The sequence below is a fragment of the Janthinobacterium sp. LS2A genome, assembly GCF_036543145.1.
GTDB lineage: Bacteria > Pseudomonadota > Gammaproteobacteria > Burkholderiales > Burkholderiaceae_D > Janthinobacterium > Janthinobacterium aestuarii.
Window position 1 is genome coordinate 111,715 of record NZ_JAZHPB010000002.1, and the last position, 25,294, is coordinate 137,008.

Genomic DNA, 25,294 nt, shown 5'->3' on the forward strand with positions numbered 1-25,294 from the left:
TTATTTACTATTAAGTCGGTTTAGTGTGGGGATTCTAACAGCGTATTTACTATTTTTCAAATTACGATATAGCATTTCGTATTGTGAAATTACCCTATGAAATTTATGCTGCACTGCCGCAAATTCTGCCCGGAAATTAGCGTGATCAAAGTGCCAAAAACGAATGTACACCCCGGTCGCCCGCACAGGCATACCGGGCCAAGCGGGCCTGAAAAATGTCGAGGGCAAGGCGCAGCGACGCAGACAGTACGCCAGTACGGCAAGGAGCTGCAACGCCGCCATCGGCATTTTCTCAGGCCCGCGTCTCTGGCCCGCTTTTATGCCGGGCCAAACGAGCCTGAAAAATGTCGAGGGCAAGGCGCGGCGACACAGACAGTACGCCAGTACGGCAAGGAGCTGCAACGCCGCCATCGGCATTTTCTCAGGCCCGCGTCTCCGGCCCGCTGTTGTCACGCCTTTGCATAGCCAAAACCGCCCCTTTGCACCGCCCGGCTTTATAATCTGTCTTTTCCCTCCCACACAGCCTCCTACCATGCCAGCACAACTGATCGACGGAATCGCCCTCTCCCAAAAACTGCGCAGCGAGATCGCCACGCGCGCCGCCGCCCTCACGGCCAAGGGCACCCAGCCCGGCCTGGCCGTGATCCTCGTCGGCGAAGACCCGGCCAGCCAGGTGTACGTCCGCAACAAGGTCAAGGCGTGCGGCGACGTGGGTTTCCACTCGGTGCTGGAAAAATATGAAGCGGACCTGTCCGAAGCGGACTTGCTGGCACGCATCGCCAGCCTGAACACCGATCCGGCCATCCATGGCATCCTCGTGCAAATGCCGCTGCCAAAACATATCAACCCGCACAAGGTCATCGAAGCGATCGCCACGACGAAGGACGTGGACGGCTATTCGGTCCTGAGCGCAGGCGAACTGATGACGGGCTTGCCCGGCTTCCGCCCATGCACGCCATACGGCTGCATGAAACTGATCGAAAGCACGGGCGTGGACTTGCGCGGCAAGCACGCCGTCGTCATCGGCCGCAGCAACACGGTCGGCAAGCCGATGGCACTGCTGCTCTTGCAAGCGAACGCAACCGTCACCATCTGCCATAGTGCGACCCCGGACCTGGGCCTGTACACGCGCCAGGCGGACGTGGTCGTGGCCGCCGTCGGCCGCCGCAACACCCTGACGGCCGACATGGTCAAGCCAGGTGCCATCGTCATCGACGTGGGCATGAACCGCGACGATGAAGGCAAGCTGTGCGGCGACGTGGATTTTGCCGGCGTGAAAGAAGTCGCCTCCCACATCACCCCGGTACCGGGTGGCGTGGGTCCGATGACGATTACGATGCTTCTCATGAACACGGTAGAGGCCGCCGAGCGCATTTAAGAATCACCGGGGCGGCATGACCGCCCTTTTATATATGGATGGAACCGACGATGAATACCAATCCCCTGCTTGATTTTTCCGGCCTGCCACGCTTCGACGCGATCACGCACGAGCATGTCACGCCCGCCATCGATACCCTCTTGGAACAGGCGCGCGCCACGGTGGCGCAGCTGGAAGCGCCCATGGAAGAAGTGAGCTGGGAAAACTTCGTCGCGCCCCAGGACCAGATCGCCGAAACCCTGGGCCGCGCCTGGAGCATCGTCAACCACTTGAATAGCGTGGTCGATACGCCTGAACTGCGCGCCGCCTACAATGCCAACCTGCCCAAGGTGACGGAATTCTGGACCGAGCTGGGCCAGAACGAAATCCTCTTCGGCAAATACAAGCAGTTGCAGGCCCGCGCCGATTTCGCCAGCCTGTCGCCGGCGCGCCGCCGCATCGTCGACAATGCCGTGCGCGACTTCCGCCTCGGTGGCGCCGAGTTGCCAGAAGACAAGAAAGAACGCTTTGGCGCCATCCAGGAAGAACATGCGGCCGTCTCGACGCGTTTTTCCGAAAACGTGCTCGACGCCACCAATGACTACAAGTTGCTGGTCGAAAACGAGCTTGACCTGGCCGGCCTGCCCGACGACGTGAAGGCCGCCGCGCGCGCCGCCGCCGAAAAGGCGGGCAAGCAGGGCTATGAATTCTCGCTGCACTTCCCGTCGTACTACCCGATCCTGCAATTTGCCGACAATCGCGCGCTGCGCGAGACCATCTACCGCGCCAACGCCACCAAGGCGTCGGACCAGGGCGACGTCTTCAGCAAGAAAGAGGACTGGGACAACACGCAAAACATCGTCACCTTGTTGCGGCTGCGCAACGAAGAGGCACAACTGCTGGGCTACGCCAATTTCGCCGAAGTGTCGCTCGTCCCCAAGATGGCCACCTCGCCCGCGCAAGTCATCGCTTTCCTGGAAGACCTGGCCAGGCGCGCGCGTCCGTTCGCCGAGAAGGATCTGGCCGAACTGAAACAATTCGCCCGCGAAGAACTGGGCATCGCCGAGCTGCAGGCGTGGGACGTGTCTTACGCTTCCGAAAAGCTGCAGGAACGCCGCTACGCGTTCTCGGCCCAGGAAGTCAAACAGTACTTCCCTGAACACAAGGTGATCGACGGCCTGTTCCGCCAGATCCAGAACCTGTTTGCGGTCGACATCAAGCCTGATACGGCGCCCGTCTGGCACCCGGACGTGCGTTTTTACCGCATCGAGCGCGACGGCAAGCTGGTCGGCCAGTTCTACCTGGATCTGTATGCGCGCGCCGGTAAAAGCGGCGGCGCCTGGATGGACGACGCGCGCGGCCGCCGCGCCGACGCACAACACGTGCAAACGCCGATCGCCTACCTGACATGCAATTTCACGGAACCGGCCGTGATCGACGGCAAGGCTCAGCCTGCCCTGTTCACGCACGATGAAGTCATCACCCTGTTCCACGAATTCGGCCACGGCCTGCACCATATGCTCACCGTCGTCGACGAACTGGGCGTGTCGGGCATCGCCGGCGTCGAATGGGATGCCGTGGAACTGCCATCGCAATTCATGGAAAACTTCTGCTGGGAATGGGAAGTGCTCGAACACATGACGGCGCATGCCGTCACGGGCGAGCCGCTGCCGCGCGCGCTGTACGACAGGATGCTGGCGGCCAAGAATTTCCAGTCCGGCTTGCAAACCCTGCGCCAGGTGGAGTTCTCCCTGCTCGACATGCATCTGCACTATGACTACGATGCCAGCACGGGCCAGAGCGTGCAGCAGCTGATCGACGGCGTGCGCGCCAAGTTTTCGCTGCTCATCCCGCCCCCGTTCAACCGCTTCCAGAATGCCTTTGGGCATATCTTTTCCGGCGGCTACGCGGCCGGCTACTACAGCTACAAGTGGGCCGAGGTGCTGTCCGCCGACGCCTATGCGGCGTTTGAAGAAGCCAAGGCGCTGGGACCGGACGCCACCACGGCGGCAGGCAAGCGTTATTTGCAGGAAATCCTGTCCGTCGGCGGATCGCGCCCCGCGCTGGAATCGTTTACCGCCTTCCGCGGCCGCGAGCCGAGCATCGATGCCCTGCTGCGCCATAGCGGCATGGCCGCTTGATCGCCATGAGCCGTGTCGATTTTCACAGCAACGTGCCGGACAAGCTGGCGTATGCCTGCCGTCTGGCGCGCAAGGCCTATATGGCCGGCAACAAGGTCGTCGTGCTGGTGGCCGACAGCGCCCAGCTCGACGCCTTGAACAGCGCCATGTGGACCATTTCCGCCACGGATTTCCTGCCGCACGTGCTGGCCGGCGACCCGCTGGCGGCGCAAACGCCCATCATCCTGACCGATGACGAAGCGGCGGAATTGCCGCATCACGACATCCTCGTCAACCTGTCGCAGCTGCCGCCCGCCAATTACGCGCAGTTCCAGCGCGTCTTCGAGATCGTTTCCATGGATGAGCAAGATGCGCAGGCGGGCCGCCAGCGCTTCCTGCACTACCGCCAGCAGAACGTGCAGCCGACCCACTTCGTGGCAGGGAAGACATGAGCCAGCAGCCATTCGACCAGGGCATCCCCCTGCTGACGGAGGTGCTGCTGGGGCCGGAAGTGCCTGAGGTCGTCGCGCCAGTTGCGGCTCCGCCTGCCGTCGAGGAAGCGCCGGGGTTGCCGCCAACGGTGGCGCAGCCCGACTGGGACGCCATCGAACAGCGGCTGACGCAGCGCATCCTGCATCAAGTGCAGGGCAAGATTGACCATCTGCTGGAAGAGCGCATCGCCCACGTCCTGCAAACGGCCCTGCAAAACGCCCTGATCGGCATGCGGGGCGCCTTGCGCGAAGACTTGCAGCAGTCGCTGGAGCAGATCGTGGCGCATGCGGTCAGTCATGAACTGGGACATTTGCACCCACCCGCGCAAGCCTGAGCATGCTGCGCAATGTCGGGTTACGCGCTTTGCGCTAACCCGACCTACCCGACCTACCCTATTCTTCCCTCCAACGCCATTCTTTGGTGCGCTCACGCCTGCGAAATCGGTGCATCGCGCCTCACGTTGGTGATTGTTGCGACAAAATGTAAAAAGCCCGAAATGCGGCTTTGCGCCGCCTGTTTTTTGTTGTACCTTTCTTCACACGTACCGCCTGTCGAAGCGGTTTTCACGAGACGCCGCCGTATCTTTATCCATTGGAGAATGTTTATGCTGCTCAAGACCAAAGTCCTTCCTCTCGCCCTCGCCCTCGCTTTTGCCGGCCATGCGGGCGCACAGGAAATCATCAAGATAGGCCACGTCGCCCCGGTCTCTGGCGCCAGCTCCCACCTGGGCAAGGATAACGAGAACGCGGCCAAGATGGCCATCGAGGATTTGAACGCCAAAGGCTTCAAGATCGATGGCAAAGCCGTCAAATTCGTGCTGGTCCCAGAAGATGACGCAGCCGATCCCAAGCAGGGCACGGCCGTGGCGCAAAAGCTGGTCGACGCCAAGGTCAACGGCGTCGTCGGCCACCTGAACTCGGGTACGACGATTCCCGCCTCGCGCATTTACTTCAATGCCGGCATTCCGCAGATTTCACCGGCGGCCACCAACCCGACGTACACCCAGCAGAAATTCAACACGGCCTTCCGCGTCGTCGCCAATGACAACAAGCTGGGGGGAACTTTGGGCGCGTATGCCGTGGGCAAGCTGCAGGCGAAGAAAATCGCGGTCATCGATGACCGCACGGCTTACGGCCAGGGCGTGGCGGAACAGTTCGTCAAGGGCGCCAAGAAGGCGGCACCCGGCGTGCAAATCGTCGGCAAGGAATTTACCAATGCCAACGCGACGGACTTCAATGCCATCCTGACCAGCATCAAGTCGAAAAATCCCGACCTGATCTTCTTTGGCGGCATGGATTCCGTGGGTGGCCCCATGCTGCGCCAGATGAAGGCGCTGGGCATCAAGGCCAAGTTCATGGGTGGCGACGGCCTGTGCACGGAACCGCTGGGCAAGCTGGCGGGCGACGCCGTGGGCGAAGACATGGTCACCTGCGCGGAAGCGGGCGGCGTGACGGGCGCGCAGCAAAAAGGCATGGACGATTTCCGCGCCCGCTACAAGCAAAAGTACAACATGGAAGTGCAGCTGTATGCGCCGTACGTCTACGATGCCGTGATGACCATGGCCACCGCCATGGCCGACGCCAAATCGTCGAAACCATCCGTCTACCTGCCATTCCTGGCCAAGGTGCACTACCAGGGCGTGACGGGTCCGATCTCGTTCGATGCCAACGGCGACATCAAGGATGGCGCGCTGACGCTCTTCACCTATCGGGAAGGCAAGAAGACCAAGATGGAAGTGGTCAAATAAGCGCCGGCTCCGCCACGTAAGCCTGCAAGCCTTCGGCCAGCGCGTCGAAGGTGGCGCGGCAGCGCAGGCTGCCGCGCAAGTCTTCATGCATGGTGATCCAGGTTTCCATCGGTAGCGAAAACGCTTGCGGCAACACGCGCCGCAGGGCCGAGTCGCGCGCCGCCAGCCCCGCCTGACACACGCCGATGCCGGCACCCGCCCGTATCAGGGCCAGCTGCGCCAGGTCGCTGTCGCTGCGCCAGGCAAAATTTTCCCGCGTAAATTCGTTGAAAGCCGCGCCCGCGTTGCGCACGAAGGGGCTCGCCTCGTCGTAGCCGATGACGGCATGCTGCGCCAGATCGGCCAGTGCCAGCGGCGTGCCATGCCGCGCCAGGTAGTCCGCATGCGCATGCAGGCCCAGTTCGATATCGCCCACCTTTCGCGCCACCAGTTGCTCCTGGCGCGGACGCAGCATGCGCACGGCGATGTCCGCCTCGCGGCGCAGCAAATCCTGCACCTTGTTGCTCAATACCAATTCAATGACGAGGTCCGGATGGCGTGCGCGCAAGCTGGCCAGGATGGGCGGCAGCACCTCCACGCCCACCACTTCGCTGGCCGCGATGCGCACGACACCGGTCACGCCCTGCCCCTGGCTGCTGGCGGCGCGCTCCATCAGGGCCGCAGTATGTTCCATGGTTTCCGCATGGGGCCGCAGCGCCAGCGCCACTTCCGTGGGTAGCAAGCCCAGCTGGGAACGCGTGAACAGGGTCGTGCCCAGCGCCTGCTCGAGCGCGGCGATATGCCGGCCGACGGTCGGTTGCGTGATGGCCAGCGCGCGTGCGGCGCCGGACAGGGAACCATGCTTGAGCACGGCCAGCAGCGAACGGTAGTATTCCCAGGCAATCGAGGTAGTCATACATAAATGTATAGCCTGTGGTCGATGCTCGTCAATTCCCAATTAGCCCTGCGCGGCAGATACTGGCCTCATCAACCACACGGAGGTCAGAATGGACAAAACAGCATTGGTACTGGGCGCCACGGGCGGCATCGGCGGCGAGATGGTGCGTCAGCTCCTGGCTGCGGGGTGGCAGGTGCGCGCCTTGACGCGGGGAGCGACGCCATCGCCACGCGGCGACGGCATTGAATGGCTGCGCGGCGATGCGCTGTCGCCCGCGGACGTGCTGGCGGCCGCCAAAGGCTGCGCCGTCATCGTGCACGCCGTCAACCCGCCCGGTTACCGCAACTGGGGCCAGCTGGTGCTGCCCATACTCGACAACACGATTTCAGCGGCGATTGCCGAAAATGCCACCATCGTGCTGCCGGGCACCGTGTACAACTTCGGCCCCGACGCCTTCCCCGTGCTGGCGGAAGACGCGCCGCAACGTCCGCAGACGCGCAAGGGCGCCATCCGCGTGGAACTGGAAGCACGGCTGGAGCGGGCCAGCACGCAGGGCGCCAGGGTCATCATCGTGCGCGCGGGCGACTTCTTCGGCCCCCGCGCCGGCAATAACTGGTTTTCGCAGGGACTCGTGAAACCGGGCCAGAGGGTGCGCAGCGTGCTGTATCCGGGCGCGCCCGGCGTGGGCCACCAGTGGTCCTACCTGCCCGACGTGGCGCGCACGATGCTGCAATTGTTGGCCATGCGCGCCACCTTGCCCCCGTTCTCCCGCTTTCACATGGCCGGCCACTGGGACCACGACGGCCGGCAAATGACGGGGGCGATCGCCCGTGTGGTGGAGCAGGCGACGGGAGTTGCGCCCGCTATCCGGCGTTTCCCGTGGTGGCTGGTGGCGCTGGCGTCGCCGTTCGTGGCGACCTTGCGTGAAATGCGCGAGATGCGCTATCTGTGGCAAACGCCCTTGTCCATGGAGAATGCGCGGCTGCTGGCCGTGCTGGGCCGGGAGCCGCATACGCCGCTCGACGAGGCGGTGCGGGCGACATTGGAAGGCATGGGCAATCTGCAAAAGGCAGCGGGCAAAAAAACGCGCCGGGATTGCCGGCGCGCTAATTGCTAGTACTGCGGCACAGATTATTTCTGTGCCAGTACCCATTTGACCAGGGTGTGGGCTTCAGCATCGCTCACTTGCGGGTTCGCTGGCATCGGGATCGCGCCCCAGGTGCCGGAGCCGCCCTTCATGACTTTCGCCACGAGCTTGTTTTCAGCGTCTTTCTGGCCAGCGTACTTGGCAGCCACGTCCTTGAACGCAGGGCCCACCAGTTTCGTGCTCACCGCATGGCAAGCCATGCAGTTTTTTGCTTTCGCCAGGTCCGGATTGGCCAACGCTGCTTGCGATGCCAGAGCCGATACGGTCAATACACTCACCAACATAAAACGTTTCATTGTCTTTTCTCCAAAGTTACTTCCTGCGGCATTTTACTGTGTTTCCGCAGATGCACCACGAGCCCAGATCAAGCGTTTCAATGTAGTAACGCAGTGTAGTAGCGATTAGGCATTCATATTCTGCCCCATCTGCGCGTCCATGACCATGTTGTTTGTAAGGCGATGTAACGACAAGCGGCCCCGCATAGCCAAACGGGGCCGGCTGTCTTACCTGCGCAACAGATCAGCGCTTCTTCAGTTGGGACAAATCGCGCACGGCGCCCCGGTCGGCCGACGTCGTCAGCGCCGCATACGCCTGCAGCGCCTGCGACACGTAGCGGTCGCGGTTGACGGGCAGCCAGGCCGCGTCGCCCTTCGCTTCCATGGCGGCGCGGCGCGCGGCCAGCTCGGCGTCCGTCACGCGCAGGTTGATGGTGCGCTCGGGGATGTCGATGTCGATGAAGTCGCCCTCTTCCACCAGGCCGATGGCGCCGCCTTCGGCCGCTTCCGGCGAAGCGTGGCCGATCACCAGGCCCGAGGAACCGCCCGAGAAGCGTCCGTCCGTGAACAGCGCGCACGCCTTGCCCAGGCCCTTCGACTTGATGTACGAGGTCGGGTACAGCATTTCCTGCATGCCGGGGCCGCCTTTCGGGCCTTCGTAGCGGATGATGACGACGTCGCCTTCATGCACGGTGTCTTCCAGGATGGCAGCGACGGCCGCATCCTGGCTTTCGAACACGCGCGCCTTGCCCGAGAATTTCAAGATGCTTTCATCGACGCCTGCCGTCTTGACGATGCAGCCCTTTTCAGCCAGGTTGCCGTACAAGACGGCCAGGCCGCCATCCTGCGAATACGCGTGGGCCTTGTCGCGGATGCAGCCCGTGCTGCGGTCCGTGTCGACGGCGGCAAAACGCTCCGACTGCGAAAACGCCGTCTGCGTCGGCACGCCGCCCGGCGCGGCGCGGAACAGTTCATGCACGGCCGGATCGTCCGTGCACTTGATGTCGTTTTGCGCGATGGCGTCGGCCAGGGTCGGCGCATGGATGGTCGGCAGAGTCGTGTTGAGCAGGCCGGCGCGCGCCAGTTCGCCCAGGATGCCCACGATGCCGCCCGCGCGGTGCACGTCTTCGATATGATATTTGTCCGTCATCGGCGCGACCTTGCACAGGCACGGCACCTTGCGCGAGATGCGGTCGATGTCGGCCATCGTAAATTCCACTTCCGCCTCGTGCGCGGCGGCCAGCAAGTGCAGCACGGTGTTGGTCGAGCCGCCCATGGAGACGTCGAGCGCCATCGCGTTCTCGAACGCGGCCTTGGTGGCGATCGAGCGTGGCAGCACCGAGTAGTCATCCTGCTCGTAGTGGCGCTTGGCCAGTTCCACGATCAGACGGCCCGCGCGCAGGAACAGCTGCTGGCGGTCCGAGTGCGTGGCCAGAATCGTGCCGTTGCCGGGCAGGGCCAGGCCCAGCGCCTCGGTCAGGCAGTTCATCGAGTTGGCCGTAAACATGCCGGAGCAGGAACCGCAGGTCGGACAGGCCGAACGTTCGATTTCCGCCACGTCGGCGTCGGACACGGTGCTGTCGCCCGCTTTGATCATGGCGTCGACCAGGTCCAGCTTGATGATCTTCTGGCTGCCGTTGACAACCTTGACGACCTTGCCCGCTTCCATCGGCCCGCCCGAGATGAAGACGACGGGGATATTGATGCGCATGGCGGCCATCAGCATGCCCGGCGTGATCTTGTCGCAGTTCGAGATACAGACCATGGCGTCGGCGCAGTGGGCGTTGACCATGTATTCGACGGAGTCGGCGATCAGGTCGCGCGACGGCAGCGAATACAGCATGCCGCCGTGGCCCATGGCGATGCCGTCATCGACGGCGATGGTATTGAATTCCTTGGCCACGCCGCCAGCCGCTTCGATTTCGCGCGCGACCATCTGGCCCAGGTCCTTCAGGTGCACGTGGCCGGGCACGAACTGGGTGAATGAGTTGACGACGGCGATGATCGGCTTGTCGAAGTCGCCGTCCTTCATGCCGGTGGCGCGCCACAGGGCGCGGGCGCCAGCCATGTTGCGGCCGTGGGTGGTGGTACGGGAGCGGTATTGCGGCATGATGGGGACCTTCCGAGAAATGAATAATGCCTGACTGCCCGGATTTTCAACAAAACCCTGCATGCAGTGGGGGTACGCCAGATTGCCTTGCGCGCGCCCCACTGTCAAATATATGATGCACGTGTCTGTGAGTCGTTTTACATATCACAGCAATCAATCCGCATGGAAACACATATGAACCTGGAACTGCGCCAGCTGCGCTACTTTGTCACCGTCGCCGAGGAATTGCACTTCGGCCGCGCCGCCGCGCGCCTGCACATGACGCAGCCGCCCCTGTCGCAAACCATCATGGCGCTGGAAGAATTGCTGGGCGCCCCGCTGTTCGTGCGCACGCGGCGCGAAGTGCAGCTGACGCCGGCCGGCACGGCCCTGCTGCCCGAGGCGCGCCGACTGCTGGCGCAGGCGCAGGATTTATCCGCGCTGGTGCTGCGGGCCGCGCAGGGCGAGGCGGGACGTCTGAGCCTGGCGTTTGTCTCGTCGGCCGACTACAGCGTGCTGCCGCCCCTGCTGCGCGCTTACCAGGCGGCCTATCCGCAAGTGCAGATCGCCCTGCAGGAAGCCACGTCCGACCTGCAGCTCGATGAATTGCTGGCCGGGCGCACGGATGCGGGCCTGTTGATCCCGCCCCTGCCCGAAAAAGCGAAAGGGGAACTCGATTACCTGCCCGTGCTGGCCGAACCACTGGTGCTGGCCGCGCCGTCCGGCCTCGACATATTGAATACGCCGGGCCCCGTGCGCCTGCGCGACGTGCCGCCCCTGCCCTTGATCGTTTTCCCGCGCGCCATTTCTCCCGCCCTGCATGACGCGATCCTCGGCGTGTTCCGCGCGGCCGGCATCACGCCGCAGATCGGCCAGGAAGCGATCCAGATGCAGACCATCGTCAGCCTCGTCTCGGCTGGCATGGGCATCGCGCTTGTGCCACAATCGGTATCGAATCTGATGCGCCCGGGCGTAGAATACAGGCCGCTGCAGGACGCCACGCCGCTGGTGGAAACGGGCCTGGCCTGGCGCCGCGACAATCCCTCCGCCGTGCTGCAAGGTTTTTTGGCGCTGCTGCGCAAGCAGATCGGCGCTACCGCCGATTAAAATTAAGTGGCCGCTAAGACAAAAAACGGCCAGCGCCCCCATACTACGCAACCTTGGCTTTAAACAAAGAAAGAAACCCCATGCTGATACACCCGATGCCCGACCCGATAGCCATCCAGATCGGCCCGCTCGCCGTGCACTGGTACGGCCTGATGTATGTGCTGGCCTTTGCCCTGTTCATTATCCTGGGCCGTGTGCGCATCAAGCAGCCGCACATCGCCGTACTGGGCTGGAAGAAGGAAGACCTCGATGACATGCTGTTCTACGGCATGCTGGGCGTGGTGATCGGCGGGCGCCTGGGCGAAGTGCTGTTCTACCGTCCTGAATACTTCATGCACAATCCGCTCGAGATCTTCATGGTCTGGCATGGCGGCATGTCCTTCCATGGCGGCTTCCTCGGCGTCATCGTGGCCATGTATCTGTGGAGCCGCAAGGCGGGCCGCAACCTGTTCGACGTGCTCGACTTCATCGCCCCGCTGGTGCCGCTCGGCTACGCGGCCGGCCGCCTGGGCAACTTCATCAATGCCGAACTGCCGGGCCGCATCGCGCCGGACACCCTGCCGTGGGCCATGCAGTGGCCGGGTATTCCCTATCCCGTGCACCCGTCGCCGATCTACCAGATGCTGGTCGACGGCATTTTAGTATTCATCATCCTGTGGCTGTTTGCGCGCAAGCAGCGTCCGCGCATGGCCGTGGGCGCCATGTTTACCCTGCTGTACGGCTGCGCGCGCTTCTTCACCGAATACTTCCGCACGCCGGACTGGGAAGTCGTGTGGCTGGGCGTGCCGATCACGTCAGGCCAGATGCTGTCCCTGCCGATGATCGTCGGCGCCATCGCGCTGCTGGTGTGGGCATATAAAAGCCAGGTGATGGGCACGCCGCCCACCAAGGTCCGCCCGGCCAACACGTAAAACCGCTGTTCCCAGGTGGCGCGCCAGGCAGGCGCGCCACTTTCCCTCCCCCGCCTCCCGGCAACATTTCCCTCAACACAATTAAATTTCCTCGCGGAATAGACTTGCTGTTGACATCTCGGTATCATCGTTTTCACATGCCGCCACCGGGGAGTGCCTTGCCATGCCGCCTGCCGGACAACAACTGACGTACTCGATTGCGCTGGGTGCCAGCTATGTGCTGGCGCAGCTGGCCTTGACGGCCTGGGCCGGCACGCACGCGCCGTACGTCAGCTATGCGTTCAACATTGTCGCGCCCCTGCTGGCGCTGGCGGCCTGTTGCCGCTGCGCCTATCTCAGCGCGGCGGGCGCCGCCAGGACAGGCTGGGCCCTGTTCGCCGTGGCCATGCTGTTCTGGAGCACGGGCATGATATTGTCCGCCTGGCAGGATCTGAGCGGGCAAGTGGCATCCGACGCCACGTATTTTTCCGATTTCGCCTATTTCATGTATGGCGCGCCCCTGCTGCTGGCCATGTCGTCCGTGACGCACAGCCATCCTTCGCGCACCTTACAATGGCTCGACGCCGTGCAAGTGCTGCTGGCGGCCTACCTGGCCTATACGGCCATCTTTTCCGTGTCGCCATTCGACCAGCGCTCGATCGCGCCGATTCCCGCCAGCCTGCTGGTGCTGACCTACAACGTGGAAAACCTGGTCCTGGCCTGCTGTGCTTCGCTGCGTCTGCTGGCGCACCGCCGCGATGGCGGGCAAGGCCGCTTTTACCTGCTGCTGACGGTGTTTTTATGGTGCTATGCGGGCTGCGCGGCCGCGTATAACTATCTGACCCTGCATGGCGTGACGCAAGCATGGAGCGAAGTGCTGCCCAGCCTGCCGTTCCTGCTGCTGGTGCTGCTGGCTACGCGCGTCACGGCGGCGCAATCCGCAGCCGAAAATACGCAGGCGCAGCAAGCCCCGCAAAAGCTGACCCTGCTGATCGACAATTTCAGTCCCATCTTCTTTACGGCCGCCTTGCTGGGCCTGGGCTTTGCCGTCATGCGCGCGCATTTCTACCTGGCGGCGGCGTCGCTGTTCGTCGCACTGCTGGTCCACGCGCTACGCTCGGCCACCCTGCAAAGCCGCTACATGCAAAGCGAGCTGGCCTTGCGCGCCGCGCATGACAAACTGGAAAAACTGTCGCTGACGGATGGCTTGACGGGCATCGCCAACCGGCGCTGCTTCGACCAGACATTGCAGCTGGAGTGGCAGCGCGCCGCGCGCAACCATCAAGGGCTGGCACTGCTGATCATCGATATCGATTTCTTCAAAAGCCTCAACGATACCTTCGGCCACCCGTATGGCGACGCCTGCCTGGTGCGGATCGCGGCCGCCCTGCACTCGGCGCTGCCACGCGCCAGCGACCTGGCGGCACGCTTCGGCGGCGAGGAGTTTGCCGCCATCCTGCCCGCCACCGATGGCGACGGCGCGCTGGCCGTGGCGCACAAGATGCAGGAAGCGATCGCCGCGGCCGCCATCGTCCACGCGCCGTCGCGCGGCGGCCTGGTGACGGCCAGCATCGGCCTGGCACTGAGTGACGGCGGCCAGACGCCGGAACAATTGCTGGCCGCCGCCGACCAGGCCCTGTACCGGGCCAAGCAGAATGGCCGCAACCGGGTCGAAGCCTAGCCTTTCAGCTTATTGGTAATGACTTTCCATTGCGCCGGCGTCACGGGCGTGATCGACAGCCGGCTGCCCTTCTTGAGCAGCAGCATGTCTTCCAGCTCCGGCATCTGGCGCATCTCGGACAGGGGCAGCAGCGCCGTCTTCTTTACGCCGCGCACGTCGACGCTGATCCAGCGCGGCTGCTCCTGTGTGGCCTTCGGGTCGAAATATTTGCCGCCCTCTTCAAACTGGCTGTGATCGGGATAGGCGCCGCTGGCCACTTCGGCCAGGCCCGCCACGCCCGGCTGCGGGCAGCTCGAGTGATAGAACAGCACGCCATCGCCTGGCTGCATGCCATCGCGCATGAAGTTGCGCGCCTGGTAGTTGCGCACGCCGAACCACGGCATGGTGTGCTTGGGCGCGGCCATCAGGTCGTCGATGCTCACTTCATCGGGTTCGGATTTCATCAGCCAGTATTGTTTCATGCAGACTCCGTATCAAAGTGACAGACGTAAAAAAACGGTTGCGCATCAATGCTGCAACCGTTTTCAGTTGTACTACCAAGTTACTGCGAATTGGGCCCCGCCTGTGCCGCTATGCCGGCATCCCGAACCAAACGGTTCAAGGTGGTCACGTTAGTTCAATTTCGGGTTCGTCGAACGAGCGACGCTCACTCCCATCAAACAAAATTCGCAACCGATGCGCATAAATGGTTCAAGGAATATATGGCAATCGCGAACACCGCAGGGTAGACCCAAGTTTACTCCTTTGATCGCGCATCGCAAAGACAAATCGTCGCGTGCACGCTTAAAAAAGGTTTTCCTGGGGCGTCAGAGCGCTATCCAGGACAGTATGCATGGCCGAGATTTTCTGCTTCACTTCCAGGATCGTCAATTCCGACAGCGGACCTTGCGGCGACTTCACGGAGAGGAACTCCGCGGCCACGCCCAGGGCGGCCAGTACGGCGATGCGGTCGTTGCCCTTGACCTTGCCCGCGTCGCGGATGGCTTTCATTTTGCTATCGAGATAGATCGCCGCTTCGCGCAGCGCACGCTCTTCGCCGTCGCGGCACACCATGCTGTAGGACTGGCCCATGATATTGACATCGACACGCGGCATCACGCTTCCTTCTCGTTCTCGGCAATATAGGCGCCCGCTTCCGAAGCGGCTTGCTCCAGGCCGGCTTGCACCAGTTCGGGAATTTTTTCCAGCAAGGCTTCCACCCGCTCCTGCGCCTCGCGCATGCGCTGCACGTACAGGGCGTTCTCGGCGGCCAGCGCGGCGTTATCCTTGCGCAGTTGCGCGTTTTCACGGCGCAGCGCATGGGTCATTTCGGCCAGCAGGCCTATTTTGTCGGATAATTCGTTGAATTCGGAAATCATCCCGCCACTATAGGGCGGACGCTCCATGGGCGTCAATCGAATCACGCCGCTGTCACACATATTTACATCAATGCAGGTCAGTTGCCGTGAAATACACGCTTTTTCCGGCGCTTTTCGCCAAGTGCGCGCATCTGCCAGCGCCGCGATGGCAGCGTTTTACTCGTCGACGTAATCGGGTTCGATATCGAGTCCGCCATAGCGGTTTTCACAAGAGCGGCGCGTCAGCGTCTGTTGTCCGCTCTTGCCGTCAAGCACCATCGTCAAATCGCGGCAAGTACGGCCGTAGCTGCCAGGTTTGGCGTCCGTGCCCGAAGGCGTCAGGCGCACCGCCAGCGGTACCGCATTGCCCAGTCCCTTGTTGCTCCACTGGCGCGTCTTGCCATCCTCTTCATCCTTCAATGTGCGCACGGCGGCCGTCAACAGGGCTTGCTTTTCCTTGGCATTCAGTTTGGCGATGGTGACGTCGGACAGGAAAGGCGGATACACGACGGGCGCCGGATCCTTGCCCTGCACATCCCAGCGGCCGCTGTTCTGCGAACAGGTGCGGCGGCTCAGGTCCTGCGACTTGCCGCCCGCCGTGACGACGAATTTCAGGTCGCGGCAGATGTGCGCCTTCAGGCTGTGTTCCGTCATGCCGGAGTTGCTGAAGTTATATGTGACTTTGACCGGCACGCCGCGGTCGCCGCCGTTGTCCCACACGTGCGCTTCCTGGTCGTCGTCATCCTTGTTCAGATCGTTGAACAGGCCACCCAGCAGCATTTCCTTTTGCTGCGGCGTCAGGGCGGCCACAGTGATCTCGTCGACGATGGTGGGCGTTTGCGCGGCGGCATTGCCCAGGCAGGCGAGGCCGATGACGGTGGCGCCCAACAGGCGCAGGGCGGTACGGGAAGTGGTCGATGGCATGGCGTGCTTTCTCGTGCAGGTGGCGATATATGGTGATATTGATATGCAATTACAATCATCTTATCAAAGTCCATAGTAAAACTGTGTTTCCTGTACGTACAGGAACGCCGTTCGCCTGACGGGCATGCTAGAGTCGCGCCTGTTGCTGACGCCCGGGAACGAGGCTTGCGTTTGCGCAAACCCTGCGTAAATGCAGGCTGCGCAGAACGTCTAAGCTTATCTTCCCGGAGAATAAGCCCTTGAATAAGCCCCCTACCGTCCCTATAATTAGCACTCGTTAGTAGAGAGTGCTAACAAACTCTTTCGTAGCAATCCTCAGGACATGATGGTGTCTGCCGGGCAACAGCAGGGAACGCTACGCGGCGGGCGACGCCGCGATGCCACCACTGCCTAGCTGGCACGCACTCGATGACATGGGGTTTGCTTGACCGTTGCGGGCTGCTTTCAACGGCGGTCACTGAAAGCACGCCTGGCGCTGTGCCAGGCATGTATTCATTTAGCAACACCTATCCATTGAACTTTAAGGAGTTTTGTATGAATCTGCGCCCATTGAACGATCGCGTCATCGTCAAACGCCTCGACCAGGAAACCAAAACTGCGTCCGGCCTCATCATTCCTGATGCAGCTGCTGAAAAACCGGATCAAGGCGAAGTCCTTGCCGTAGGCAATGGCAAGATTCTCGACGACGGCAAAGTCCGTCCTCTGGATGTCAAAGTGGGCGACCGCGTCCTGTTCGGCAAATACGCTGGCCAAACCGTCAAAGTTGACGGCGATGAGCTGCTGGTCATGCGCGAAGAAGACATCATGGCGATCGTCGTCAAGTAATTGTTTCCACGTTGTAGACAGATACATCCCGAAACTCAGGAGAATTGAACATGGCAGCTAAAGAAGTAGTATTCGGCGACGCAGCGCGCGCCAAGATGGTCGAAGGCGTCAATATCCTCGCCAACGCAGTCAAAGTCACCTTGGGCCCGAAAGGCCGCAACGTCGTCCTGGAGCGCTCGTTCGGCGCCCCTACCGTCACCAAGGATGGTGTGTCGGTAGCGAAAGAAGTTGAACTCAAAGACAAGCTCATGAACATGGGCGCGCAAATGGTCAAGGAAGTTGCTTCCCGCACCAGCGACAACGCCGGCGACGGCACCACCACCGCAACCGTGCTGGCACAAGCCATCGTGCGCGAAGGCATGAAGTTCGTTGCCGCCGGCATGAACCCGATGGACCTGAAGCGCGGTATCGACAAGGCAGTTGCTGCCACCGTCGAAGAACTGGCGAAAATCGCCCGTCCTTGCACCACGACCAAAGAAATCGCCCAAGTTGGCGCGATCTCGGCGAACTCGGACTACTCGATCGGCGAGCGTATCGCTGAAGCGATGGAAAAAGTCGGTAAAGAAGGCGTCATCACCGTGGAAGACGGCAAGTCGCTGAACGACGAGCTGGACATCGTTGAAGGCATGCAGTTCGACCGCGGCTACCTGTCGCCATACTTCATCAACAACCCAGAGAAACAAGTTGCCGTACTGGACAGCCCATTCGTCCTGCTGTGCGACAAGAAAATCTCGAACATCCGTGACCTGCTGCCGGTACTGGAACAAGTCGCAAAAGCTGGCCGTCCACTGCTGATCATCGCAGAAGACATCGAAGGCGAAGCGCTGGCGACCCTGGTTGTGAACAACATCCGCGGCATCCTGAAAACCTGCGCAGTGAAAGCACCTGGCTTCGGCGACCGCCGCAAAGCCATGCTGGAAGACATCGCTGTCCTGACCGGCGGCCAAGTGATCGCTGAAGAAGTCGGCCTGACCCTGGAAAAAGTGACCCTGGCCGAACTGGGCCAAGCGAAACGCATCGAAGTGGGCAAAGAAAACACCATCGTCATCGATGGCGCCGGCGAAGCTGCCTCGATCGAAGCACGCGTGAAACAGGTGCGTGTGCAGATCGAAGAAGCGACCTCGGACTACGACCGTGAAAAACTGCAAGAGCGCGTCGCCAAACTGGCTGGCGGCGTTGCCGTGATCAAGGTTGGCGCAGCCACCGAAGTCGAAATGAAAGAGAAAAAAGCCCGCGTTGAAGATGCACTGCACGCTACCCGCGCTGCCGTGGAAGAAGGCATCGTGCCAGGCGGTGGCGTAGCCCTGCTGCGCGCACGCGCCAACATCACGGTCAAGGGCGACAATCCTGATCAAGACGCTGGTATCAAGATCGTCCTGCGCGCAATGGAAGAGCCACTGCGCATGATCGTGCAAAACGCTGGCGAAGAAGCTTCGGTCGTCGTGGCAGCCGTACTGGCTGGCACGGGCAACTACGGCTACAACGCTGCCAACGGCACGTATGGCGACATGGTTGAAATGGGCGTCCTGGACCCAGCCAAAGTGACCCGTTCGGCACTGCAAAACGCCGCTTCGATCGCTTCGCTGATGCTGACGACCGACTGCATGGTCTGCGAAATCGCTGACGACAAAGCAGGCGGCGGCATGGGCGGCGGCATGGGTGGTATGGGCGGCATGGGCGGCATGGACGGCATGATGTAATGTCCGGCGGCCAGTCGCGCAGGCGACGGCACGACTGGCCGCATACGCCGGGACAGGGCTGGCAGACCAAAAGCTGTCAGCGCCTCCCCGGCGGCCCCGAAAGCCACCTTCTACGGAAGGTGGCTTTTTTTCGTCTATGAATTTGGCAAACCCGTTTGGCAAACCCGTTGGAAAGCCCGGCGATTGCCCGCCTGCCCGTTTTGCTTTAGCATGGCCGCCATCGTCGTTCTTTCTCATCCCACCATCATGCCGCCACGCGCCTCTTCTTCCAAAACCACCATCATCGCCGGCATCCTGGCCGGCTTGCTGGCCGCCGGCCTCGGCGCTTTCTACCTGCACCAGCAATCCGCGCCGCACGGTGACCATGCCAAGGCCTCAAGCAGCCAGACGACGGCGCAAGAACAGAACGCGCGCGCCGTCGATGCCTTGCTGGCTTTGCCGGAAATCAAGGCCTGGTCGGCGCATATCGAAAAGGCTTCGGGCGGCCGCGCGCACGGCGCCGTGATGGAAACGTCGCCCGAGACGCGCCTCGTCGATGGCGTCGCCTGCTATCAGCTGAGCTTTTTCGAAAGCACGCCCGATGCGGCGCACCGCTGGGAAAGTTTCGTCGTCACGCCCGACGGCAAGCGCATCCTCGTCGACGACACCGTCAGCGGCGACCTGATCAGCCTGGAACAATGGCGCAAGGACAACGCGCCCATGCAGCGCATCGCGACGCAGTAACGCCCTACACCGGCGAGCCTTGCGGCGGGACGCTGGCGTTGCAGCGCAAGCTTTACTTTCTGGCATCGAAGACCGATACTCGCCCACATGCCCGCCATCACTGTCCGCCCCCTCACGCCAGACGACGCCAGCGCCTACCGCGCGCTGCGCCTGGCCGGCATCGCCGAACTGCCCGCCGCCTTCTGCACCACGCATGCGGCGGAAAGCGGCTTGCCGCTGGCACGGATAGCCGAGCGCTTGCGCACCACATCGCACCAAATAATATTTGGCGCTTTCGACAAGAAACAATTGATCGGCATTGCCGGCCTGCGCCGCGAACCGATCGCCGTCGTGCATGACAAGGCCAGCCTGTGGAGCGTGTACGTGGCGCCGCAGGCACGCGGGCACGGCGCGGGACGGCAACTGGTGCAGGCCGCCATCGCGCACGCCTGCGGCGTGCCCGAACTGGCCCGCGTGCGCCTGGCCGTGGCACAGGACAACAACGCGGCATTGACCCTGTACCTGGGCTGCGGTTTTACCCTGGCGGACGGTCCCGCATCGGATGGCATGCTGCAAATGCAACTGTTGCTGCCCCGCCCTGCCCTTGCAAGTGCCGAAAGTAATGTCTTTATGAAAATCAATACCTTACAAATCCCTGCGAAATAGCGGACAGGCCGTTTTTTCTGTTGCAAGCAAACGCGGCAGGCCTTAGCATCGCGGCTTACAAAAAAAACTTGGGGAGAGCCAATGTCATCGGCCGAGACACAAACCGCCACGGGCAAAATGCCCCGGCAAATACCGTACATCATCGCCAACGAAGGCTGCGAACGCTTCAGCTTTTACGGCATGCGCAACATCCTGACGCCATTCCTCATCAGCACCTTGCTGCTGATGATCCCGATCGACCAGCGCACGGGCGAAGCCAAGCACGTGTTCCACACCTTCGTCATCGGCGTGTACTTCTTCCCGCTGCTGGGCGGCTGGCTGGCCGACCGCTTCTTCGGCAAATACAACACCATCTTCTGGCTCAGCCTCGTGTATTGCGCCGGCCATGCCTGTCTGGCCCTGTTTGAAAACAGCGTCAACGGCTTCTATTTCGGCCTGTTCCTGATCGCCTTCGGTTCCGGCGGCATCAAGCCGCTGGTGGCCTCGTTTGTCGGCGACCAGTTCGACCAGACCAACAAGCACAAGGCCAAGCTGGTCTTCGACCTGTTCTACTGGATCATCAACTTCGGCTCCTTCTTCGCGTCGCTGCTGATGCCGCTGTTCCTGAAAAAGTATGGCCCGTCGATCGCCTTCGGCATCCCCGGCCTGATGATGCTGGCCGCCACCATCGTCTTCTGGATGGGTGCCAAGAAATACGTGCACGTGCCGCCAGCGCCGCCGAACCCCGATTCGTTTACCCGCGTGGCCCGCACGGCCCTGCTGGCCCGCGTCGACGGCGGTTCGCGTCCCGGCCTGTACGTGGCCTACGTCGGCGTGATCGGCGCCCTGTATGCGTTCTACAGCATTCCTGAATGGGGCTTCGTGATTTCCGCGTGTACCGCGCTGGTATTGCTGCTGGCCTTCGGCAGCATCGGCACGGCCATGCAGTTGGAACGCGCACGCGGCATCCACCCTGACGAAGCCGTCGAAGGCGTGCGCGCAGTGCTGCGCATCCTCGTCATCTTCGCCCTCGTCACGCCGTTCTTCTCGCTGTTCGACCAGAAGGCCTCGACGTGGATCGTGCAGGCGAACACCATGGAAAAACCAAGCTGGTTCCTGCCGGCGCAGATGCAGGCGCTGAACCCGATGCTGGTGATGCTCCTGATCCCGTTCAACAACCTGGTGCTGTACCCGATGCTGAACCGCTTCGGCTGGGAAGCGACGGCCCTGCGCCGCATGACGGCCGGTATCGGCTTTTCCTCGCTGGCGTGGATCGTCATCGGCTTGCTGCAACTGGCCCTCGACAGCGGCAGCGCCGTCTCCATCATGTGGCAGATCCTGCCGTACGCGCTGTTGACGTTCGGCGAAGTGCTGGTCTCGGCGACGGGACTGGAGTTTGCCTACAGCCAGGCGCCCGTCTCGATGAAGGGCGCCATCATGAGCTTCTGGAATCTGTCGACCACGGTGGGCAACCTGTGGGTGCTGATCGTCAACCGCAGCGTCATGAACGAAGGCGTGATCGGCAAGATCGCCGAAAGCGGCATCAGCGTGACGGCCTTCCAGATGTTCTTCTTCGCCGCCTTCGCCGCCGTGGCCATGCTGGCCTTCGGCCTGTATGCGAAGCGCTACAAGATGGTCGACAACTACCGCCAGGCGGTGGTGCCGGGCAAGGCGTGATGTAAGTAAGTGAAGTGAAAAGAAGCGTCCGCCAGCAATGGTCGGGCGCTTTTTTTATTTCCAGTCGTACTATTCAGGCCGGCATCTCGCGCAGCCGTTTGCTTGACCGCCGCAATCCATCGAAAATGGATGCGGCTACATCAGCGGGGAAATCCTGCGCCAGAAGCGCACTGACTTGAGCGATGACGTCATCCACGCTGGCCAATACCTCTTCGATGATATGTTCGGCAACGGCCGCGCCCAGGCCGACTTGCCGGGCATGGCTGGACCAATGGCGGCGCTGGATCTCGTCGATGTGATAGTGATTTCCCGCTCCGCGCAGCGCCATGGACAGCCTCGCGCGCCGATACGCAAGCTGATGCGCGCCATTGCCGATGATCGGATGGGCGGACAAGATGTCATACAGCGGGGTTGCCTGGAATTGGCGATGGGGCAGGTGAACGATGCTGAAGTTCTTGGCATGTCCATCGGTGGCTGCCAGCAGCCAGAAAATGAGCTGCGTTTTGAAAAACCGTTGTCGATCACTTTCAGCTTGTGCGGAACCGAGCAAAATCTCCATGATCCTGGTAATCCCTGGCCCCCCATCGGCCTGGTATTTCCGCAACGGCGAGGTGCCGGTAGCCTGGCAAAAATCCTCCTGCGGCAATCGTATTATCCAGCTGCCGTCATGCGAAAGGCGGCGGTCGAAACGTTCGACCACCAGGGTTTTCAGCCCATCGAAGGTCTGGATCGAGCAGGAGGCCGTAGGTAGCCCGAAAGCATGCATGATTTGCGAGCACAGCCATTCATTTTCCACCGAGGTGCGCATGTCGGCCTGCATATTGCCCACCAGCCCCATCGGCAATTTGAAGATATGCGTAGTGGGAGTGTTGCCCGTGGGTCGGTGCCATTGGCCTTGATGCCACAGCAAGGCGCTTTTTTCCTGAGCACCGGCAATCGACAAGCGCAGCTCATCCGCTTCTGTCCCGTGCCCAAAAGGTTTCTCGGCAAGAGTATTGCGCAAGATGCCGGCGACGCCCGCCGCATCGAGCGGCTCGCCTGTAATGGAAAACAGATCCACCGGCGTTTCACCGGGCGGCAGCAACTGGATCGCACCGACACAGTCTCGCCCGACTGCTGCAAGCAGTTGATACGGTTCAATACCGTCGGTATGAAAATGCAAGGCCAGACGGCACCGGATCGGTTCACTGTCGGGCAACAGATTATCGAAGTAATGCTGGACCACGGCGCCCCGGTAAGCCTCGTTGTGCGGCTTGAAGGGCATGGAGAGCGACAATGGTCGTCCGGCCTCGTCATCGAGCCACGTATCGAAATACGTGAACGAGGATTTGCCTGGCATGGCATCCCAACAGCCGACAGGCGTACCGTTCAGCCAGACGTTCAGGCGTTGCGCATGTGCTTTTCTTCCCATGACTTACCAGACGTCCTTCTCCCCGGATGGGGGAACGATTTTTTCCGGCCGCATTCCCCCCATGCTACCTCTGGACGCGGGGATAGCATCGGCACTTGCCAATTCCATCTCCACACCAAGCAGGCGCAATATCAGATACAGGCGCTCGACGCTGGTCGAAGCAGGATTGGCTTCGATCTGCGCGTAACTTTGCTGTGTCACGCCAAGCCGCTCCGCCAGGGCTTGCTGGGTAAGTCCAGCCTGCTTGCGGTAGCTGATCAGCAAAGGGCGTAGTTGCTGCAGGGTTTTGATGGGGTAGCGCATGAGGTAACTCCGGACGGTTAGCTCATAGTATAGAAGCAATCAAACAAGATACAAGTCATAGGCTGTATTTTAAAAATACAACCCAAACGCTGTAAATTCATAATACAACCCTCAAACTGTAAATCGAAATGACAGTTTGAAGGTTGTATTTGTCAGGTCGTCACCGTCGGCGCATCGTGCCCCGTGCGCTCGCGGATCTGCGCGACCTGCTGCGCCACCGCGATCAGCCCCGCCAACGCTTCCTGGGTGGGAATATCGTGCCGGGCCGGATCGGCTTCGTAGCGTTCCAGGTACAAACGCAGGGTGGCTCCCTCGGTGCCCGTGCCGGACAGGCGCAGCACGATGCGCGCGCCGTCCGTCATGATGATGCGGATGCCCTGCTGCGTGGCCACGGAGCCGTCGACGGGGTCCGTGTAGCTGAAGTCGTCGGCCAGCGCCACCGTGTAGCCATTGACGACCTGGCCCGGCAAGGCGGCCAGCTGGCCGCGCACGGCCTCCATCAGCTGCGCCGCGCAAGCGCTGTCGATGTCTTCGTAGTCGTGGCGCGAATAGTAGTTGCGGCCATACATGGCCCAGTGCGCGCGCACGATGTCTTCCACCGATTGCTTCTTCTCTGCCAGCAGGTTGAGCCAGAACAGCACGGCCCACAGGCCATCTTTTTCGCGCACGTGGTTCGAGCCCGTGCCGTAGCTTTCTTCGCCGCACAAGGTGGCCATGCCGGCGTCGAGCAGGGTGCCGAAGAACTTCCAGCCCGTCGGCGTCTCGTAGCACGGTATGCCCAGCGCGCCAGCGACCCGGTCGGCCGCGCCCGACGTGGGCATGGAGCGGGCGATGCCGGACAAACCGGCGCGGTAGCCGGGCGCCACGCTGGCGTTGGCGGCCAGGATGGCCAGGCTGTCCGAGGGTGTCACGTCGAAGCGTCGGCCGACGATCATGTTGCGGTCGCCGTCACCATCGGAGGCGGCGCCGAAGTCCGGCGCATCAGCGCCGGCCATGATGGCGATCAGCTGCTGCGCGTTGACGGGATTCGGGTCCGGATGGCCGCCGCCAAAGTCTTCCAGGGGCAGACCGTTGATGACGCTGCCCTTCGGCGCGCCCAGCATGCCTTCCAGGATGGCCGTCGCATACGGGCCGGAGACGGCGTGCATGCCGTCAAAGCAGATGCGCAAGCCGCCCGCGAACAGGACGCGGATGGCGTCGAAATCGAACAGCTGCTGCATCAGTTCCGCGTAGTCCGCGACGGAATCGATCACTTCGACCGTCATCTGCTCGATGCGCACGGTGCCCAGGGTATCGAGGTCGATATCGGCAGCGTCGCTGATCCGGTATTCGGTGATAGCCTGCGTGCGCGCAAACATGGCTTCGGTGACCTTTTCGGGCGCCGGGCCGCCACTGGCGATGTTGTACTTGATGCCGAAATCGCCATCGGGGCCGCCCGGGTTATGGCTGGCCGACAGGATGATGCCGCCACTGGCGCCCTGCTTGCGGATCACGCAGCTGACGGCCGGCGTCGACAGGATGCCGCCCTGCCCCAGCAGCACGCGCGCATAGCCGTGCGCGGCCGCCATGCGCAGCACCGTCTGGATGGCCGCACGGTTGTAGTAACGCCCGTCGCCGCCCAGCACCAGGGTCTGGCCGCGGCAGTCGCCGAGCGTGTCAAAAACGCTCTGCACGAAATTTTCCAGGTATTGCGGCTGGCTGAACACGCCCACTTTCTTGCGCAGGCCCGACGTGCCTGGCCGCTGGCCGGCTATCGGCGCCGTATTGATGATTTGAATAGCCATCTTGCCTCCATGTTAACTTTGCATGTTAACGCATGCGCGGCTGGCGGCAAAGCGTTGTACGTCTGCCACGGTGCGGTAAACCGCTTACGCTGGCTGCGGCAATGCCGCAGCTCACTCTTGCATGTCTCGCAACCCCGCACTATAATAAGAATAGTTCTCATTCACATTTAGACTCTCACCAGAGTCTGCACGCAGTCACCGGCT

Annotated in this window: 24 protein-coding genes and 1 other RNA gene; 14 read left to right on the top strand and 11 right to left on the bottom strand. The window is 61.9% G+C overall.

Going from position 1 to position 25,294, the window contains the following annotated elements; translation table 11 throughout:
- The first annotated feature begins 532 nt into the window (after window positions 1-532).
- The 5 genes from folD (at window position 533) to V3C40_RS06345 (ending at window position 5,716) form a co-directional block, all read left to right on the top strand.
- Window positions 533-1,378, top strand: coding sequence for a bifunctional methylenetetrahydrofolate dehydrogenase/methenyltetrahydrofolate cyclohydrolase FolD (folD, locus tag V3C40_RS06325; protein ID WP_034747393.1), 846 nt, complete (start codon window positions 533-535; stop codon window positions 1,376-1,378).
- Window positions 1,379-1,428: 50 nt separating this feature from the next.
- The gene (locus V3C40_RS06330; protein ID WP_442907231.1) at window positions 1,429-3,498 is read left to right on the top strand and encodes a M3 family metallopeptidase; all 2,070 of its coding nucleotides are present in this window, start codon (window positions 1,429-1,431) and stop codon (window positions 3,496-3,498) included.
- 5 nt (window positions 3,499-3,503) lie between these two features.
- Complete coding sequence (locus V3C40_RS06335) at window positions 3,504-3,929, top strand: DNA polymerase III subunit chi (RefSeq protein WP_034747952.1); 426 nt, start codon at window positions 3,504-3,506, stop codon at window positions 3,927-3,929.
- Window positions 3,926-4,303 (top strand): hypothetical protein, encoded by a 378-nt coding sequence (locus tag V3C40_RS06340; protein ID WP_331776910.1) that lies wholly within the window; start codon window positions 3,926-3,928, stop codon window positions 4,301-4,303. Before V3C40_RS06335 ends, V3C40_RS06340 begins: the two co-directional genes overlap by 4 nt.
- Before the next feature lie 270 nt (window positions 4,304-4,573).
- A complete protein-coding gene (locus V3C40_RS06345) occupies window positions 4,574-5,716 on the top strand; it encodes a branched-chain amino acid ABC transporter substrate-binding protein (protein ID WP_034747385.1) in 1,143 nt (380 codons plus the stop codon).
- On the opposite strand, the gene V3C40_RS06350 is transcribed toward V3C40_RS06345, so the two are convergent.
- Window positions 5,709-6,611, bottom strand: a complete 903-nt coding sequence (locus tag V3C40_RS06350; protein ID WP_331776911.1) for a LysR family transcriptional regulator — start codon at window positions 6,609-6,611, stop codon at window positions 5,709-5,711. The two genes, V3C40_RS06345 and V3C40_RS06350, sit on opposite strands and share 8 nt — an antisense overlap.
- 91 nt (window positions 6,612-6,702) lie before the next feature.
- Between V3C40_RS06350 and V3C40_RS06355 the strand changes: the two genes are divergently transcribed.
- Window positions 6,703-7,710 (top strand): NAD-dependent epimerase/dehydratase family protein, encoded by a 1,008-nt coding sequence (locus tag V3C40_RS06355; protein WP_331776912.1) that lies wholly within the window; start codon window positions 6,703-6,705, stop codon window positions 7,708-7,710.
- 14 nt (window positions 7,711-7,724) lie between these two features.
- On the opposite strand, the gene V3C40_RS06360 is transcribed toward V3C40_RS06355, so the two are convergent.
- Entirely contained in the window at window positions 7,725-8,036 is a 312-nt protein-coding gene (locus V3C40_RS06360) for a c-type cytochrome (protein ID WP_034747381.1), read from the bottom strand.
- Between the two features lie 223 nt (window positions 8,037-8,259).
- On the bottom strand, window positions 8,260-10,125 hold the full coding sequence (gene ilvD / locus V3C40_RS06365; RefSeq protein WP_331776913.1) for a dihydroxy-acid dehydratase: 1,866 nt from the start codon (window positions 10,123-10,125) through the stop codon (window positions 8,260-8,262).
- Window positions 10,126-10,299: 174 nt separating this feature from the next.
- Here ilvD and V3C40_RS06370 point away from each other — a divergent pair, with 174 nt between their 5' ends.
- The 3 genes from V3C40_RS06370 to V3C40_RS06380 all read left to right on the top strand — a co-directional run bounded on the left by V3C40_RS06370 (window position 10,300) and on the right by V3C40_RS06380 (window position 13,782).
- A complete protein-coding gene (locus V3C40_RS06370) occupies window positions 10,300-11,211 on the top strand; it encodes a LysR family transcriptional regulator (protein ID WP_072455529.1) in 912 nt (303 codons plus the stop codon).
- An 80-nt stretch (window positions 11,212-11,291) separates the two neighbouring features.
- A complete protein-coding gene (lgt, locus tag V3C40_RS06375; RefSeq protein ID WP_331776914.1) occupies window positions 11,292-12,122 on the top strand; it encodes a prolipoprotein diacylglyceryl transferase in 831 nt (276 codons plus the stop codon).
- Window positions 12,123-12,285: 163 nt separating this feature from the next.
- Window positions 12,286-13,782 (top strand): GGDEF domain-containing protein, encoded by a 1,497-nt coding sequence (locus V3C40_RS06380; protein WP_331776915.1) that lies wholly within the window; start codon window positions 12,286-12,288, stop codon window positions 13,780-13,782.
- Here V3C40_RS06380 and V3C40_RS06385 read toward each other — a convergent pair.
- The 5 genes from V3C40_RS06385 to V3C40_RS06405 form a co-directional block, all read right to left on the bottom strand.
- A complete protein-coding gene (locus V3C40_RS06385) occupies window positions 13,779-14,243 on the bottom strand; it encodes an EVE domain-containing protein (RefSeq protein ID WP_331776916.1) in 465 nt (154 codons plus the stop codon). The genes V3C40_RS06380 and V3C40_RS06385 overlap by 4 nt on opposite strands.
- Before the next feature lie 90 nt (window positions 14,244-14,333).
- A non-coding RNA gene (ssrS, locus tag V3C40_RS06390) (6S RNA) lies at window positions 14,334-14,511 on the bottom strand.
- Between the two features lie 54 nt (window positions 14,512-14,565).
- On the bottom strand, window positions 14,566-14,877 hold the full coding sequence (locus V3C40_RS06395; RefSeq protein WP_034747344.1) for a cell division protein ZapA: 312 nt from the start codon (window positions 14,875-14,877) through the stop codon (window positions 14,566-14,568).
- Complete coding sequence (locus V3C40_RS06400; protein ID WP_034747342.1) at window positions 14,877-15,140, bottom strand: hypothetical protein; 264 nt, start codon at window positions 15,138-15,140, stop codon at window positions 14,877-14,879. Before V3C40_RS06400 ends, V3C40_RS06395 begins: the two co-directional genes overlap by 1 nt.
- A gap of 156 nt (window positions 15,141-15,296) precedes the next feature.
- Entirely contained in the window at window positions 15,297-16,043 is a 747-nt protein-coding gene (locus V3C40_RS06405; RefSeq protein WP_331776917.1) for a hypothetical protein, read from the bottom strand.
- A 534-nt stretch (window positions 16,044-16,577) separates the two neighbouring features.
- On the opposite strand from V3C40_RS06405, the gene groES reads away from it, so the two are divergent.
- The 5 genes from groES to V3C40_RS06430 all read left to right on the top strand — a co-directional run bounded on the left by groES (window position 16,578) and on the right by V3C40_RS06430 (window position 21,592).
- Entirely contained in the window at window positions 16,578-16,868 is a 291-nt protein-coding gene (gene groES / locus V3C40_RS06410) for a co-chaperone GroES (RefSeq protein WP_010400979.1), read from the top strand.
- Between the two features lie 50 nt (window positions 16,869-16,918).
- A complete protein-coding gene (gene groL, locus V3C40_RS06415; RefSeq protein ID WP_010400981.1) occupies window positions 16,919-18,568 on the top strand; it encodes a chaperonin GroEL in 1,650 nt (549 codons plus the stop codon).
- A 210-nt stretch (window positions 18,569-18,778) separates the two neighbouring features.
- Window positions 18,779-19,291, top strand: a complete 513-nt coding sequence (locus V3C40_RS06420; protein ID WP_319990877.1) for a hypothetical protein — start codon at window positions 18,779-18,781, stop codon at window positions 19,289-19,291.
- Between the two features lie 87 nt (window positions 19,292-19,378).
- Window positions 19,379-19,936 carry a GNAT family N-acetyltransferase gene (locus tag V3C40_RS06425; protein ID WP_331776918.1) on the top strand — a complete coding sequence of 186 codons (558 nt, stop codon included), beginning with the start codon at window positions 19,379-19,381 and terminating at the stop codon, window positions 19,934-19,936.
- 81 nt (window positions 19,937-20,017) lie between these two features.
- Entirely contained in the window at window positions 20,018-21,592 is a 1,575-nt protein-coding gene (locus V3C40_RS06430; RefSeq protein ID WP_051990839.1) for a POT-type proton-dependent oligopeptide transporter, read from the top strand.
- A 73-nt stretch (window positions 21,593-21,665) separates the two neighbouring features.
- On the opposite strand, the gene V3C40_RS06435 is transcribed toward V3C40_RS06430, so the two are convergent.
- The 3 genes from V3C40_RS06435 to V3C40_RS06445 all read right to left on the bottom strand — a co-directional run bounded on the left by V3C40_RS06435 (window position 21,666) and on the right by V3C40_RS06445 (window position 25,090).
- Window positions 21,666-23,003, bottom strand: coding sequence for a type II toxin-antitoxin system HipA family toxin (locus tag V3C40_RS06435; RefSeq protein WP_331776919.1), 1,338 nt, complete (start codon window positions 23,001-23,003; stop codon window positions 21,666-21,668).
- A 3-nt stretch (window positions 23,004-23,006) separates the two neighbouring features.
- Complete coding sequence (locus tag V3C40_RS06440; RefSeq protein WP_070301402.1) at window positions 23,007-23,306, bottom strand: helix-turn-helix transcriptional regulator; 300 nt, start codon at window positions 23,304-23,306, stop codon at window positions 23,007-23,009.
- A gap of 152 nt (window positions 23,307-23,458) precedes the next feature.
- On the bottom strand, window positions 23,459-25,090 hold the full coding sequence (locus V3C40_RS06445; protein ID WP_331776920.1) for an alpha-D-glucose phosphate-specific phosphoglucomutase: 1,632 nt from the start codon (window positions 25,088-25,090) through the stop codon (window positions 23,459-23,461).
- Window positions 25,091-25,294: the final 204 nt, after the last annotated feature.